Genomic DNA, 15,061 nt, shown 5'->3' on the forward strand with positions numbered 1-15,061 from the left:
TGCCTTGATAGGTCGTGACTGGCACCCCTATCCTGAGCAAACGCCCACATGAATTACCTGATCGATTGTTAAAGAGCTGCTTGCGTGTGCCCGATGGGCGCCTCGCAAGGAAGGCGTATTCTACCGAAAGCGCCGTGATTGTCAAGGCGTTAGCCGAGGTGACAATCGCTGACATCGCCTTGAACCGCGGCGTTGTCAGGGGCCTTTCGAGGTGCGGCGCATTTTACCGAATCCGGCGTCACTGTCAAGCGAGAAAACCAACCAACGATTCGAATTTCTCAAGCAAGTCAGCCACTTGCGCTACCCATCCACCACTGGCCACGAGGTCCGTCGCCGGCAGCGGATGCGTACTTTACGATCCACAGAGGAGGAACGCAAGGGGATGATTTAAAAATAGTTGCCGTTCGATTGGCAGCAGGTAAACGTTGCCGCCATTCGCCTTATCCACACCCCGAACGGGGCAGCACATAAAAGAGGGTGTGGATAATCCAGCGCCACACCGTGGCGGGCACTGGCTAAGAAAGAAACGAACTCAGCGTATTTTGCGCATGAGTGCGAGCAAAGGCCCCGACACCACATAGCAGCCGAACAAGATCAAGAGCATGAGCGAGGGCTCAAGTGAAATCACCACGAATGCGAGCACAATCGCCAACAGCACGACGAAGGGAACAGGGCCCTTGAAATCGACTTCCTTGAAGCTGTGGTAGCGGATGTTGCTGACCATCAACACCCCTGCTGCTGCCACGACGAACGCGATGAACAATTTAAAGCCCAAGGCATCGGCGTCGAACTTATGCAGCGTCCATACGCAGCCGGCGACGAGCGCGGCTGCGGAAGGACTCGGCAAACCCACGAACCACTTCTTGTCAGTACTGCCGATTTGCACATTAAAGCGAGCCAGACGCAATGCCGCACCGGAGGCAAAGATAAAAGCAGCGATCCAGCCAATCTTGCCGACGTCTTGCAGAATCCAGGAAAACGCCACCAGCGCAGGAGCTACGCCGAACGAAACCATGTCGGCCAGGCTGTCGAACTCGGCGCCGAAGGCACTTTGCGTGTTGGTCATCCGTGCCACGCGTCCATCGAGCCCATCGAGAACCATCGCCACGAAGATCGCGATGGCGGCCCCCGAGAAGTTGCCGTTCATCGCCGCGATAATGGAGAAGAAACCAGAAAACAGCGCCGATAGCGTGAACAGGTTGGGCAACAAATAAATGCCTCGTCGACGCACGCGCTTCCCATTCTCGATGGTTTCCTCAATGATTTCGTCTTCGTCCTGAAAGGCCGAATTGTCCTCCGAGACATCCTCGGTGTCGGCTTTCTTGGGCGATTCTGGCGTGCCCGATTCTTGCGTCATAAAAGTCATCCGTTGCCATGGAACGGCCCTTGATGGGCCATTCCGACATTCTACACACTGCAATCCTAGTCGACAGTCGGCCTCCTTGACGACCCAAAACGTAAACGGGCGCGGCCAATTGGCCGCGCCCGTTCGCTACCGACTCACAAAAGCGCTTAGTTCTTGCTCTTGTCGACCAGCTGGTTAGCCGCGATCCAGGGCATCATGCCACGCAGCTTCGCCCCCACCTGCTCGACCGGATGCTCGGCATTCAGGCGGCGACGCGCATGCATCGACGGATAGTTGCTGTTGCCCTCGTTGATGAACATCTTGGCGTATTCGCCGGTCTGGATGTCCTTCAAGGCATGGCGCATCGCTTCCCGAGACTGCTCGTTGATGACCTTGGGGCCAGTGACGTACTCGCCATACTCCGCATTGTTGGAGATGGAGTAGTTCATGTTGGCAATACCGCCTTCGTACATCAGGTCGACGATCAGCTTGAGTTCGTGCAGACACTCGAAGTAGGCCATCTCGGGCTCGTACCCGGCCTCGGTCAGCGTCTCGAAACCGGCCTTGACCAGTTCGACCGCGCCACCGCACAACACTGCCTGCTCGCCGAACAGGTCGGTTTCGGTTTCATCCTTGAAGGTCGTTTCGATGATGCCGCTACGACCACCACCCACGCCGGCAGCGTACGACAGCGACAGTTCCTTGGCCTGCCCCGTGGCATCCTGCTGCACGGCGATCAGGTCCGGGACACCCGCACCACGCACGAACTCGGAGCGCACCGTGTGACCCGGCGCCTTGGGCGCGATCATGATCACGTCCAGATCCGCGCGTGGCGTCACCTGGTTGTAGTGGATGTTGAAGCCATGCGCGAAAGCCAGCGTCGCGCCTTCTTTCAAGTTGGGCTCGATATCCTGCTCGTAGATCGCCTTCTGGTTCTCATCGGGCGCCAGCAGCATCACCACGTCGGCCGTCTTGCAGGCCTCAGGCACGGAGGCCACCTTGAAGCCCGCCTCTTCGGCCTTGGCCACTGACGAAGAGCCCGGACGCAGCGCCACGGTGACCTCGACGCCGGACTCCTTGAGGTTATGGGCATGGGCATGGCCCTGGGAACCATACCCCACGATGGTGACGTTCTTCGCCTGGATCAGCGAGAGGTCGCAATCTTTGTCGTAGTAAACGCGCATGTCGTACTCCAGATATCGAAGAAGGAACGTATTAAGTGTCAGCGTTGATGGCCTTCCGCCATGAGCGTCGTCTGTCGCGACGCTTTGATATCACTTTACGTCAGCCCCAAGCGTTGCGTAAAACGCTATATTTGCAATACCGTATGCCGAAAACTGAAATGATATTGCCATGGATACGCGTCCCTACCAACAGTTCCTCAGCCTGGCCGACACCCTGCACTTTGGCCGCTCCAGCGAGCTGTGTCACGTCAGTCCCTCGACACTGAGCCGCACGATCCGCCAGCTCGAGACACAACTCGGCGTAACCTTGTTCGAGCGCGACAACCGCAGTGTCCGACTGACTCATGAAGGCCGCCTCTTCCAGCGTTATGCACGCGATGCTCTGGAGCAATGGGATGTATTTCGTCACTCGCTGATGGCGGAAAGCCGCGAACTGTCCGGCGAGATCAGCATCTATTGCTCGGTGACTGCCAGCTACAGCTTTCTCTACGAGCTGCTCAGCGAGTTTCGACAGCGCCACCCGCGCATCGAATTGAAGCTGCATACCGGCGACCCGGCCAGCGCGGTTTCACGCGTCCTCAGCGGCGAAGAAGACATGTCGATCACCGCGCGTCCCGAGACCCTGCCCGCACAGCTAGCATTCAAGCCAATCGCCACGTCGCCGCTGCTGTTCATCGCGCCGCGCACCATGCCGGAATGGCTGGCTGGCCTCACCGCCACGACGGACGCCGCCAGTTGGGGCAGCATTCCCATGATCCTCTCGGAGTCGGGCCTTGCCCGCGAGCGAACGGATGCCTGGTTCCGCCAGTTGGGGGTCAAGCCGCGCATCTATGCCCAGGTGGCGGGCAACGAAGCCATCGTCAGCATGGTCGGGCTGGGCTTCGGCGTCGGCGTAGTGCCGCAGATCGTGGTCGACAACAGCCCATTGGCCGAGCGCATTCAGGCCCTCGAAGTCGAGCCCGCGTTAACGCCTTACGAGGTCGGGCTCTGCGTCACCGAGAAGAAGCTGCGCAACCCGCTGGTCAGGGCCCTATGGTCGCAGATCCGCTAGCCTTTACTCCTTAAAGCAAAAAGGCCGCTCGTGAGAGCGGCCTGTAATGGCATGGCATAAGAGCACAGGCTCAGAGGCTGAGTATCTTGTCACCTCGCGAGATGCCCGATACCCCGGTACGCGCCACCTCGAGAATACCGATCGGCGCCATGGCCTGGATGAAGGCGTCCAGCTTGCCGGCATCACCGGTGATCTGCACCGTATAGACACTCGGCGTAACGTCGACGATCTGCGCGCGGAAGATATCCACCGTGCGCTTGACCTCGTCGCGGCTCGCGCCCAGCGCCTTCACCTTGACCAACATCAGCTCACGCTCGATGTGATTGCCCTCGGTCAGGTCGACCAGCTTGACCACATCGATGAGCTTGTTGAGATGCTTGGTGATCTGCTCGATGACACGGTCATCGCCTTCCGTGGTCACGGTCAGGCGCGACAGGCTCGGCTCCTCAGTGGGCGCCACGTTGAGCGTTTCGATGTTGAAGTTGCGCTGGGAGAACAACCCCACCACGCGGGACAGGGCGCCGGGTTCGTTTTCCAGCAGAATCGAGATGATGTGGCGCATCAGGTCCGCTCCGTCTTCGAAAGCAGCATGTCACGCATGGCGCCCAAGGGCACCTGCATCGGATAGACGTGTTCCCGCGGGTCAACGTCGATATCGAGGAACACCAGTTCGTCGTTGTCGGCGAACGTGCGCTCCAGCGCCGCATCGAGCTCGTCGTGATGTTCTACCTTGAGCGCCGTGAAGCCGTAGGCATCGATCAACTTCTGAAAGTCCGGCAGCGACTCCACGTACGAGTGCGCATGGCGCGACTTGTAGTTGAGATCCTGCCACTGGCGCACCATACCCAGCGTGCCGTTGTTGAGGTTGATGATCTTGACCCCGGTGCCGAACTGCTTACAGGTCGACAATTCCTGCATCATCATCTGAAAGCTGCCCTCCCCGGTGAAGCACACCACGATGTCATCGGGGAAGTTCTGCTTGATGCCCATCGCCGCCGGGAAACCGAAGCCCATGGTGCCCAGCCCCCCGGATGTGATCCAGCGATTGGGCTTGTCGAACTTGTAGTACTGCGCCGCGAACATCTGGTGCTGGCCGACATCGGTGGTCACGAAGGCCTCGCCGCGCGTGATGTGATACACCGCCTCGATGACTTCCTGCGGCTTGAGTCGCTCGCCCGGCTGAGAAGCCTCGTAGAGCTTGCCTTCGCGCTCGGCGCGCCAACCATCGATGGTCGTCCACCATTCCGGCAGCGCCTCGGCGTTAGCCATTTCCCGGCCTTGCAACAGGCTGATCATTTCATTGATGACGCTATCCGCCGGCCCCACGATCGGCACATCGGCGCGCACCGTCTTGGAGATCGAACTGGGATCGATATCCACATGCACGATCTTGGCAGTGGGACAAAACTTCGAGGTGTTATTGGTGACTCGGTCGTCGAAGCGCGCCCCGATGGCGATGATCAGATCGGCATGGTGCATGGCCATGTTGGACTCATAGCTGCCGTGCATACCCAGCCAACCCAGCGACTGCGCATCGGTCTGCGGATAGGAGCCGATGCCCATCAACGTGGTGGTAATGGGGAAGCCCAGGCGTTTAACCAACGCCGTCAAGTTTTCGCTCGCGCCGCTGGTGACGATGCCGCCGCCGGTATAGAACACCGGCCGCCGCGCCTTGAGCATCATGTCCACGGCTTTCTTTATCTGGCCACTATGACCCCGCGTGACCGGGTTATAGGAGCGGATCTTGACCTTCTTCGGATAGACGTACTCATAACGCTCGGTGGGCGCCGTCATATCCTTGGGGATATCCACCACCACCGGCCCGGGGCGACCGGTCGCGGCGAGATAATACGCCTTCTTGAGCACCTCGGGGATCTCCGAAGGGTGCTTGATGGCGAAGCTGTGTTTCACGATAGGGCGCGTCACGCCGACGATGTCAGTTTCCTGAAAGGCATCTTCACCGATCAGATGACTGGCCACCTGGCCGCACAGCACCACCATCGGGATCGAATCCATGTAGGCGGTGGCGATGCCGGTCACGGCATTGGTCGCGCCGGGACCGGAGGTGACCAGCACCGTGCCTGGCTTGCCCGAGGCGCGGGCATAGCCATCGGCGGCGTGGGTAGCAGCTTGCTCATGACGAACGAGGATGTGTTTGACCTTGTCCTGGCGGAACAGCGCATCATAGATATGCAACGCTGCACCGCCGGGGTAGCCGTAGATACGCTCGACGCCCTCATCCTGCAGGAAGCGGGCGATCATGTCGGCGCCGGAAAGCAATTCCACTGATAGTTCTCCCCTGGAGATAACGAGTGCCATTCACTGCCACGTTACGGGCAGCGAAGTGTCGATGCGGCAGTACGCCGCTGCCGGCTGCGCCGGCACCTGATGCCATAATCCTGGCTCTGGGCCCGGGGTGGGGACCCGCACTCATAGAAACCGCCGAGACCGGCTGGTCAAAGCGATTCCTGGCACGGCAGATCGCCGTGTCGGGGTTGGCGGGAACAGGCGTTTGGCCCATACCCTTGATCTCCTTCGACAGGCGGGTAGAGGCATTTTTCAACCTACCCTTCACGCAGCGGCCGGGGATCACCCGTCAATGGCTGCGCCCGCAATCAGGAACCACCTAGATTCCATCAGCGCCCCCGAGCTGTCAACCTCTCACCGCGCACGCGCGGAGAGCAGTGCTGCATCACTCCGCCATTGATACGCCGATCATCCACTAAAGTTGGATGCCGGGTGGCAGCATAATTAAGGCATCGCTGCTGTAATCTTGATTAAGATGTGAGGGTCAGTGAATGGATTCACCCATACGGCAAAGGTAATTGCTCATGTCACCCATTCTGAAATGGTCCGTATTCGTCGCCATGGCGGGCTTCCTCTTCGGCTTCGACACCGCTGTGATTTCCGGAGCGGACAGGCCCGTGCAAGAACTCTGGGGACTCAGCGATCTCCAGCACGGCCTCTTCATCATGTCGATGGCGCTATGGGGGACGGTGCTCGGCGCGATCTTCGGCAATTGGCCTACCGACCGCCTGGGGCGGCGCAAGACACTGTTCGCGATCGGTGTCCTCTATTTCGTATCAGCCGTGGGCTCTGCACTCGCCACCGACCCGTTCTGGTTTTCCTTTTTCCGCCTGATCGGTGGGTTCGGCGTGGGCATGTCATCGGTCGCCGCGCCGGCCTATATCTCCGAGATCGCGCCCGCCGAACGGCGTGGCAACCTGGTAGCGCTCTATCAATTCAATGTGGTATTCGGCATTTTCATGGCCTACGTCTCGAACGCGATCCTCGGCAGCTTGCTCGGCGATGATGCCTGGCGCTGGATGGTCGGCATCGAAGCCGTACCGGCACTTGTCTATACACTGGCACTGTTCAAGGTACCCGAGAGCCCACGCTGGCTGATTCTCAATCGCCACGACACCCGTGGCGCTGCGGCGGTACTACGCCAGATCGATGCCAAGCGTGATGTCGATGCTCAGATCGAGGAGATTCAAGCCGCCGACCGCGAGGACAACAAGGTCCACTCACGCTTCTTCTCGCGCCGATACCGGTTGCCGATCACGCTGGCGTTCTTGATCGCCTTCTTCAATCAATTCACCGGCATCAACTTCGTGCTCTACTACGCGCCGCGTATTCTCGAGTCGGCACAGCTCGGCGCCAGCGCATCTTTGCTCTCCACCGCAGGCATCGGCTTGGTCATGGTGATCTTCACCATGATCGGTATGGCGTTGATCGATCGTTTCGGCCGCCGCAAGCTGATGTATATCGGCTCGGTGGGCTACATCATCTCGCTGTCGAGCATCTCGCATGCGTTCTTTACCGATAACCTGGGGGGCGCGCTGATTCCTCTTCAGCTATGCCTCTTCGTCGCCGCCCACGGCATCAGTCAGGGCACGGTCATCTGGGTCTTCATTTCCGAGATATTCCCCAATCGCGAGCGCGCCCGCGGTCAGTCGCTGGGCAGCTTCACGCACTGGTTCTTCGCCGCCGCGATCACACTGGTCACTCCCTGGGTGCTGGGCGTGTTCAACGGCGGGCCAGTATTCGCCTTCTTTGGCGTCATGATGGTGCTCCAGGTGCTCTTCGTCGCTTTCTTGATGCCGGAGACAAAAGGCGTGCCGCTGGAAAAGCTGCAGCGCAAGCTCTTCCCACAGGAGTAATCGGACCAGAAGGTGCCGGCGGCCCAGAAGTCGGGCACAAAAAACCCGCGACGCGGCACGTCGCGGGCGGGAAGACGGTCAGGACGCGACCGTATATCGAGAGTACCGATCGGCCCGGCCCCGCCGGACCGATCACGTTACTTGGCGAAGACGAGGTGGCCGTCTTCTGTAGTGACGCGGATAGTATCGCCCGCCGCGAAATGCCCGGCGAGCAACTCCTGCGCCAGCGGGTTCTCGATCCGGCTCTGGATGGCCCGCTTGAGCGGTCGTGCACCGAATACCGGATCGAAGCCGACCACCGCCAATTGCGCCAGGGCATCGTCGCTGACCTCGAGACGAATCTCGCGCTCGGCCAGACGCGCCCGGAGATGCTCGAGCTGGATGGCCGCGATGGACTGAATCTGCTCCTGCCCCAAGGCGTGGAACACCACCACTTCGTCGATGCGGTTGATCAGTTCCGGACGGAAATGATCGCCCACCACCCCCATCACGGCATCGCGCATCACGGCGTAATCGGCATCATCGCCGCCCATGCGCTGAATGATGTCCGACCCCATGTTGGAGGTCATCACGATCACCGTATTACGGAAGTCCACCGTGCGCCCCTGGCCATCGGTCAGCCGGCCATCCTCGAGCACCTGCAGCAGGATGTTGAAGACATCCGGATGCGCTTTTTCGACCTCGTCGAGCAGTAGCACGGAATAGGGCTTACGGCGCACCGCCTCGGTCAGGTAACCGCCTTCCTCATAGCCGACATAGCCCGGCGGCGCGCCGATCAGCCGCGCCACGGAATGCTTCTCCATGAACTCGGACATGTCGATGCGCACCATGGCCTCCTCGGTATCGAAGAGGAAGTTGGCCAGCGACTTGCACAGCTCGGTCTTGCCGACCCCGGTGGGCCCCAGGAACAGGAACGACCCGTTGGGGCGATGCGGGTCGGCCAATCCTGCGCGTGAGCGGCGCACGGCGTTGGCCACCGCGGTCACCGCCTCGTCTTGACCGATGACGCGTTCGTGCAGCGCCTCTTCCATGCGCAGCAGCTTGTCACGCTCGCCCTCGAGCATCTTGGACACCGGGATGCCAGTCCAGCGCGAGACCACCTCGGCGATCTCCTCCTCGGTAACGTTAGAGCGCAACAGCTGGTGCTTGGCGGTATCCGCCTCGTGCTCGCTGGCCTCGGCGATCTGCTGCTCGAGCTTGGGAATCACCCCGTACTGCAACTCGGACATACGCCCCAGATCGCTCTGCCGCCGTGCCGCCTCAAGATCGATGCGCGCCTGCTCGAGCTCCGCCTTGAACTGCGCAGCGCCCTGGATGCTGGCTTTCTCGGCCTTCCAGACCTCCTCGAGATCGGCATATTCACGGCTCAGTTCGTCGATCTGAGCTTCGAGTGAATCGAGGCGCTTCTTGGTCGCCTCGTCGGTTTCCTTCTTGAGTGCCTCGCGCTCCATCTTGAGCTGGATCAGTCGACGGTCGAGGCGGTCCATCTCCTCGGGCATCGAATCCAATTCCATGCGAATCCGCGAGGCCGCCTCATCGATCAGGTCGATGGCCTTGTCGGGCAGTTTCCGGTCGGTGATATAGCGCGTCGACAGCTTGGCCGCAGCGATGATCGCGCCGTCGGTGATATCGACACCGTGATGCACCTCATAGCGCTCCTTGAGGCCACGCAGGATCGCCACGGTGTCTTCCTCGTTGGGTTCATCCACCAACACCTTCTGGAAACGCCGCTCAAGCGCCGCGTCCTTCTCGATGTGCTGACGATACTCGTCCAACGTAGTCGCCCCGACGCAATGCAACTCACCGCGCGCCAACGCCGGCTTGAGCATATTGCCAGCATCCATCGCGCCCTCGGCCTTGCCAGCACCGACCATGGTGTGCAACTCATCGACGAACAGGATGACGCGGCCTTCTTCCTTGGCCAGCTCCCCGAGCACGGCCTTGAGGCGTTCCTCGAACTCGCCTCGGTACTTAGCGCCGGCCAACAACGACCCCATGTCCAAGGACAGCACGCGCTTATCTTTCAACCCCTCGGGCACCTCACCGTTGACGATACGCTGGGCCAGGCCCTCGACGATGGCGGTCTTGCCCACACCGGGATCGCCGATCAACACGGGATTGTTCTTGGTACGCCGCTGCAACACCTGGATGGTGCGGCGAATCTCGTCGTCGCGGCCGATCACCGGATCGAGCTTGCCATCCACGGCACGCTGGGTCAGATCCATGGTGTACTTATCCAGCGCTTCACGGCTTTCCTCAGCCGAGGCGTCATCCACCTTGTTACCGCCGCGCAGGCTATCGATGGCGCTACGCACGGACTGCACGTCCAGACCGGCCTGCTGGAGCACCTTGCTAATGGTGGTTTTCATTTCCAGCGCCGCCAGCACCACTAGCTCGCTGGCGATATATTGATCGCCACGCTGCTGGGCTTCGCGGTCGGCGAGGTTGAACAGCTGCGACAACGCCGAGGAAAGCTGCACATTGCCATCGAACTGGCCGACGCGCGGCAAATCGTCGAGATACTGTGAAAGCCCGTTACGCAGGCGCGACACATCGCCGCCGGCCTTCTGTACCAGGCCCTTGATGCCGTTTTCCTGCGCCTCGACGAGCGCCATCAGCACATGGCCGGGATCGAGTTGGTTATGACTGCGCCCTACCGCCAGGGACTGCGCCTCGCCCAGGGCGTTTTGCAATTTACTGGTCATGCGATCGATACGCATCGAACCCCTCCTTCATCCATCGCGACACGCCACCGGCATGCCGCACGGTTATCTTATGTTGACATCATCAATGGAGGTATGCTCGAGGCGTTTCAAGGCAGGGCGTGCAAAAATCGTTCCGACGCTCGATAACGTCGGTTCGGACGCGGAGCGCCGTTCAGCGCAACCAGATCACACTGGCCATGCGACCGGTGTGACCATCGTCGCGACGATGGGAATAAAAACGTGGCTCGCAGGCGGTACAGAAGTGGCCGCCGCCGATATGACCGATACCCAACCGCTCGAGACGCAACCGCGCCAAGCGATAGATATCCGCCATATAGTGCCCGAGGCGATAGGGGCTGGGCTCGAAGGCGCTTTCCGCTTCGGGCTGCACGGCCACGAAGGTTTCAAACACTTCAGGGCCGACCTCGAATTGCGCCTTGGAAATCGCCGGCCCCAGCCACGCCATGAGCTCATCAGGCGACTGTCCCAGAGCCGCCACGCTGGCCTCCAGCACGCCGCCCGCCAGGCTCCGCCAGCCGGCATGCGCCACACCCACACGCGTGCCCTGGCGATCGCAGAAGAACACCGGCAGACAATCGGCGGTCAGGACGGCACAGGCATACCCCTTGTCGAAGGCCACCGAGGCGTCCGCGCGCGGCGGCTGCTCGGCAAACGCCGCACGGTAGTCCTGCTGGACGGCGGCACCATGCACCTGGTTCAGCCATAACAAGGGACGGGCGTCGTCAAGCTCGGCACTCAACAGTCGGCGGCAGCGGTCGACCGACCCGGGAGTGTCGCCTACGTGATACGCCGTATTAAAGGACGCGAAGGCGCCCTGGCTGGGGCCGCTTTCGCGTGTGGTGACGAAGGCGCCGACCGTGCTCGGCGCCGGCCAATCGGGCAGAATCAAGGTGGGGCGTTCGTTCATGTGGGACTCACTCAGCGTGCGTGTCGGCTGCGTCGCGCAAAAAATCCAGCAACATCAGCATATCGTCCGGCAACGACGCGCGAAACTCCACCGCCTCGCCCGTACCGGGATGCACGAAGGCCAGCTTGCGTGCATGCAACGCCTGACGCGGAAAATGGCGCAGCACGTCCTTCAGTGCGTCGGTGGCCCCAGCAGGCATCTTGAGGCGACCGGCATAGACCGGGTCGCCGATCAACGGAAAGCGGCGATGTGCCATATGCACGCGGATCTGATGAGTACGCCCGGTTTCGAGGCGACAGCGGACATGCGTATGGGCGGGGAAACGCTCCACCACGCGGTAGTGCGTCACCGCCGGCTTGCCCGAGGGAGTGACTGCCTGGCGCTTGCGATCCTTGGGATGTCGCCCGATCGGTTCATCGACACTGCCCCCTGCGGTCATCCTGCCGGTCACCACGGCATCGTATTCACGCGACACCGTGCGCGCCTGCAACTGCTCGACCAGCGAGGCATGCGCCGATAACGTCTTGGCCACCACCATCAAACCGGTCGTGTCCTTGTCGAGCCGGTGCACGATGCCCGCCCGGGGCAGCTGCATCTGTCCCGGTGCATGATGCAGCAACGCGTTGAGCAGCGTCCCGTCCGGGTTGCCCGCGGCGGGATGCACGACCAGTCCCGCCGGCTTGTCGATCACGATGACATCATCGTCTTCATGGACGATATCCAGCGCCATTGCCTGCGGCGCGAAGCGCTTATCTTCCTCGAGCGTGGCCTCGAGCGTCAGTTGCTCGCCGCCGCGCAACTTGTCCTTGGGGCGCGCGGACGCGCCGTCGCAGGTCAGCGCCCCCGACTTGATCCACGCCTTGAGGCGCTCGCGGGAGAAGTCCGCGAAGAGCGCCGAGGCGATCTGGTCCAGACGCTGGCCCGCCATCGTTTCGGGGACGCGTTCTTCTCGCTGCACGGTATCTGCCATGGCAATGCTCGGTTCCATTTCGCCACCGGGGGCGTTTGCTTTATAGTGACTCCGAACTGGCGGATTCTAGCACGGCCGCCCCGTATTGGTTGAACGAGGATGACGATGCGATTCCCTTCACTTGGCACGTTCGGTGCGTTGCTGCTTAGTGGCGCGCTGCTTGCCGGTTGCGCCAGCAACGAGCCGGCCCCGGATTTACAAGAGCAGGATCTTTACCAGCAAGCTCAAGAGTCACTGGATGCTGGGCGTTACAGCACCGCCGTGACACGCCTCGAGGCGCTGGATACCCGTTTCCCCTTCGGTCGTTACGCCGAGCAGGCCCAGTTGGAGCTGATCTACGCGTACTATCAGACCGAGGACTGGGAGCAGGCGCGCGCCGCCGCCAGCCGCTTCATTCGTTTGCACCCCGATCACGAGCAGGTCGACTACGCGTATTACATGCGCGGCCTCGCAGCGTATCAAGCCGGGCGTTTCAGCCTCGAAGGGCTCGAGCTGATCGATATCTCCAAGCGTGATCTTGGCGCCACGCGCGATGCCAATGTCGACTTCGGCGAGCTGGTGCGGCGCTTCCCGGAAAGCCCCTACGCGGCCGACGCACGTCAACGCATCGTCTATCTGCGCAACGTGCTCTCGCGTCACGAGCTGCAAGTCGCCGATTTCTATCTTCGCAAGGGCGCCTATCTGGCGGCGATCAATCGCGGCAAGTGGGTGCTTGAGCATTACCCACAAACACCTGCCACACGCGACGCCCTGGCAGTAATGGTCGAGGGCTACATGGGGCTGAACATGCCCGAGCGGGCGCGCGACGCCTTGCAGACGCTCATCGACAACGACCCCGACAATGCACGCCTCGATGGCAAGACTTTCGAGCCCGAGCATGTCGACGCCAAGCCGCTGACGCTGAATCGCTGACGACGGGCTTCGGGTCGCAAAGTTAAGCCGCGCACCCAGCCCAGTAAAACACCCTCGCCGGTCATGCCGACGAGGGTGTTTTTCATGGATCGTAGCCCGAAACCGGGGTCATTCCCCCGGCTGCCAGCCGTTGACGATGGGATAACGACGATCGCGCCCGAAACCGCGCGCGGTCACGCGAACCCCCACCGGCGCCTGACGCCGCTTGTATTCGCTGCGGTCGACCAGCTTCACGACCTTGTAGACATCTTCGCTGGCGAAGCCCGCATCGATGATCGCCTCGGCGCTCATGTCGCCTTCGATGTAGCGCTCGAGGATGGCGTCCAGTTCGTCGTAGCCGGGCAGCGAGTCGCTGTCCGCTTGGTCCGGCGCCAACTCGGCGGAAGGCGGGCGCGTAATGACACGCTCGGGAATGGCCGGCTCCTGCTCATTGCGCCACTTGGCAAGGCGATACACCCACGTCTTGTAGACGTCCTTGAGCGCGTTGTAACCGCCCACCATATCGCCATATAGCGTGGCATAGCCCACCGCCATCTCGCTCTTGTTGCCGGTACTCAGCACCATCAGCCCCTTCTTGTTGGAAAGCGCCATCAACAACACGCCCCGGCAACGCGACTGCAGGTTCTCCTCGGTGGTATCACGCTGGGTACCGGCGAAGCTCTCTTCCAGCGTGGCGGTGAAGGCTTCCACCATCGGCGCGATGGGCATGACCTCGTAATGCACGCCGAGCAAATCGGCTTGCGCGGCCGCATCCGCCTTGGAGATATCCGCCGTATAGTGATAGGGCATCATCACCGCCTGCACGCGCTCGGGGCCCAACGCATCGACCGCGATGGCCAGCGACAGGGCGGAGTCGATACCGCCGGAAAGCCCCAACACTACGCCCTGGAAGCCACTCTTGTTGACGTAGTCGCGAAGCCCGGTCACCAGTGCGCAATATAGGCTTTCTTCCGACTCCAGCAGCGGTTCGCATTCGCCGGCCTCGGGCGCCCATGCGCCTTGTGCGTCGGTAAAACGCACCGGCATCAGGCCGACTTCCCAGAACGGCGCACGTACCGCAACCTCCCCCTGGGCGTCGAGCACCAGCGACCCCCCATCGAAGACCAGCTCGTCCTGGCCACCAATCTGGTTGAGATATACTAGCGGCCGCGCAGCCGACTGAGCACGCCGGGCGAATAACCGCTCGCGCTCGAGCGGCTTGTCACGGTGATAGGGCGAGGCATTGAGCGTGATCAGGATATCGGCGCCGGCCTCGACACTCTGCGTCACCGGCGCACCGTCCCACAGATCCTCACAGACCAGGATGCCAAGCTTGGCGCCGCCATGCTCGATGACCAGCGGCGAGTGCCCTGGTGTGAAGTAGCGCTGCTCGTCGAATACCTGATAGTTGGGAAGCGCCTGCTTGGCATATTCGCCGAGCCATTCGCCGTTGTACAACACGCCCGCAAGGTTATGCAGCCGGCCATCGCGCCTGCCTGGATAGCCGATGACAACCATCACGTCTCGCGACACCTTGCGCGCCATCGTCGCACGCGCCTCTTCCAGGCGTGTTTCCATCGATTCGCGCAACAGCAAGTCTTCCGGCGGATAACCGGTCAGGAACAGTTCGGGGAAGACCACCACGTCGGCGCGGTGTTCGATGCGCGCTTCGCGCACGGCTTCGATGGCCTGTGCGGTATTGCCGGGGATATCGCCCACCAGCGGGTCGAGCTGGGCCATCACCAGAGTCAGGTCTTGCATGAGCGGAAAGCGCCTCTCTCATTGCGATTGGCTGTGGAAACTGCCGTCGAGACGGCCTCATGG

11 protein-coding genes are annotated in these 15,061 nt (G+C 61.4%); 3 read left to right on the plus strand and 8 right to left on the minus strand.

Annotation, left to right across the window (positions count from 1 at the left end; genetic code table 11):
• Positions 1–532 precede the first annotated feature (532 nt).
• Positions 533–1,357, minus strand: coding sequence for a CDP-diacylglycerol--serine O-phosphatidyltransferase (pssA, locus tag LUN51_RS13910; protein WP_261508197.1), 825 nt, complete (start codon positions 1,355–1,357; stop codon positions 533–535).
• A 155-nt stretch (positions 1,358–1,512) separates the two neighbouring features.
• On the minus strand, positions 1,513–2,529 hold the full coding sequence (ilvC, locus tag LUN51_RS13915) for a ketol-acid reductoisomerase (RefSeq protein WP_261508198.1): 1,017 nt from the start codon (positions 2,527–2,529) through the stop codon (positions 1,513–1,515).
• A gap of 169 nt (positions 2,530–2,698) precedes the next feature.
• Here ilvC and ilvY point away from each other — a divergent pair, with 169 nt between their 5' ends.
• Positions 2,699–3,580: an HTH-type transcriptional activator IlvY gene (ilvY, locus tag LUN51_RS13920; protein WP_261508200.1), complete on the plus strand. Its 882-nt coding sequence runs from the start codon at positions 2,699–2,701 to the stop codon at positions 3,578–3,580.
• Positions 3,581–3,650: 70 nt separating this feature from the next.
• Here the strand turns inward: ilvY and ilvN are convergent, their stop codons facing one another.
• Both ilvN and LUN51_RS13930 read right to left on the minus strand, forming a co-directional pair.
• A complete protein-coding gene (gene ilvN, locus LUN51_RS13925) occupies positions 3,651–4,142 on the minus strand; it encodes an acetolactate synthase small subunit (RefSeq protein ID WP_097024198.1) in 492 nt (163 codons plus the stop codon).
• Positions 4,142–5,866, minus strand: coding sequence for an acetolactate synthase 3 large subunit (locus LUN51_RS13930; protein WP_097024199.1), 1,725 nt, complete (start codon positions 5,864–5,866; stop codon positions 4,142–4,144). Before LUN51_RS13930 ends, ilvN begins: the two co-directional genes overlap by 1 nt.
• Positions 5,867–6,411: 545 nt before the next feature.
• Between LUN51_RS13930 and LUN51_RS13935 the strand changes: the two genes are divergently transcribed.
• Positions 6,412–7,743 carry a sugar porter family MFS transporter gene (locus LUN51_RS13935; RefSeq protein ID WP_277811728.1) on the plus strand — a complete coding sequence of 444 codons (1,332 nt, stop codon included), beginning with the start codon at positions 6,412–6,414 and terminating at the stop codon, positions 7,741–7,743.
• A 137-nt stretch (positions 7,744–7,880) separates the two neighbouring features.
• Here the strand turns inward: LUN51_RS13935 and clpB are convergent, their stop codons facing one another.
• The 3 genes from clpB to rluD form a co-directional block, all read right to left on the minus strand.
• Positions 7,881–10,463: an ATP-dependent chaperone ClpB gene (clpB, locus tag LUN51_RS13940; RefSeq protein ID WP_277811729.1), complete on the minus strand. Its 2,583-nt coding sequence runs from the start codon at positions 10,461–10,463 to the stop codon at positions 7,881–7,883.
• Positions 10,464–10,620: 157 nt separating this feature from the next.
• Entirely contained in the window at positions 10,621–11,376 is a 756-nt protein-coding gene (gene pgeF, locus LUN51_RS13945; protein ID WP_378093553.1) for a peptidoglycan editing factor PgeF, read from the minus strand.
• A 7-nt stretch (positions 11,377–11,383) separates the two neighbouring features.
• Positions 11,384–12,346: a 23S rRNA pseudouridine(1911/1915/1917) synthase RluD gene (gene rluD / locus LUN51_RS13950; RefSeq protein WP_277811730.1), complete on the minus strand. Its 963-nt coding sequence runs from the start codon at positions 12,344–12,346 to the stop codon at positions 11,384–11,386.
• Positions 12,347–12,451: 105 nt separating this feature from the next.
• On the opposite strand from rluD, the gene LUN51_RS13955 reads away from it, so the two are divergent.
• Positions 12,452–13,258, plus strand: coding sequence for an outer membrane protein assembly factor BamD (locus tag LUN51_RS13955; RefSeq protein ID WP_277811731.1), 807 nt, complete (start codon positions 12,452–12,454; stop codon positions 13,256–13,258).
• Positions 13,259–13,366: 108 nt separating this feature from the next.
• Here LUN51_RS13955 and LUN51_RS13960 read toward each other — a convergent pair whose 3' ends face one another.
• Positions 13,367–14,998, minus strand: a complete 1,632-nt coding sequence (locus LUN51_RS13960) for an NAD+ synthase (protein WP_277811732.1) — start codon at positions 14,996–14,998, stop codon at positions 13,367–13,369.
• Between the last annotated feature and the right edge of the window lie 63 nt (positions 14,999–15,061).

Source organism: Chromohalobacter canadensis, assembly GCF_029544075.1.
Lineage (GTDB): Bacteria > Pseudomonadota > Gammaproteobacteria > Pseudomonadales > Halomonadaceae > Chromohalobacter > Chromohalobacter canadensis_A.

What these genes read in the sequence shown, in the direction of transcription:
- pssA (WP_261508197.1), bottom strand. Translation starts at nt 1,357, where the DNA reads ATGACGCAAGAATCGGGCACGCCAGAATCGCCCAAGAAAGCCGACACC.
- ilvC (WP_261508198.1), bottom strand. Translation starts at nt 2,529, where the DNA reads ATGCGCGTTTACTACGACAAAGATTGCGACCTCTCGCTGATCCAGGCG.
- ilvY (WP_261508200.1), top strand. Translation starts at nt 2,699, where the DNA reads ATGGATACGCGTCCCTACCAACAGTTCCTCAGCCTGGCCGACACCCTG.
- ilvN (WP_097024198.1), bottom strand. Translation starts at nt 4,142, where the DNA reads ATGCGCCACATCATCTCGATTCTGCTGGAAAACGAACCCGGCGCCCTG.
- LUN51_RS13935 (WP_277811728.1), top strand. Translation starts at nt 6,412, where the DNA reads ATGTCACCCATTCTGAAATGGTCCGTATTCGTCGCCATGGCGGGCTTC.
- clpB (WP_277811729.1), bottom strand. Translation starts at nt 10,463, where the DNA reads ATGCGTATCGATCGCATGACCAGTAAATTGCAAAACGCCCTGGGCGAG.
- pgeF (WP_378093553.1), bottom strand. Translation starts at nt 11,376, where the DNA reads ATGAACGAACGCCCCACCTTGATTCTGCCCGATTGGCCGGCGCCGAGC.
- rluD (WP_277811730.1), bottom strand. Translation starts at nt 12,346, where the DNA reads ATGGCAGATACCGTGCAGCGAGAAGAACGCGTCCCCGAAACGATGGCG.
- LUN51_RS13955 (WP_277811731.1), top strand. Translation starts at nt 12,452, where the DNA reads ATGCGATTCCCTTCACTTGGCACGTTCGGTGCGTTGCTGCTTAGTGGC.
- LUN51_RS13960 (WP_277811732.1), bottom strand. Translation starts at nt 14,998, where the DNA reads ATGCAAGACCTGACTCTGGTGATGGCCCAGCTCGACCCGCTGGTGGGC.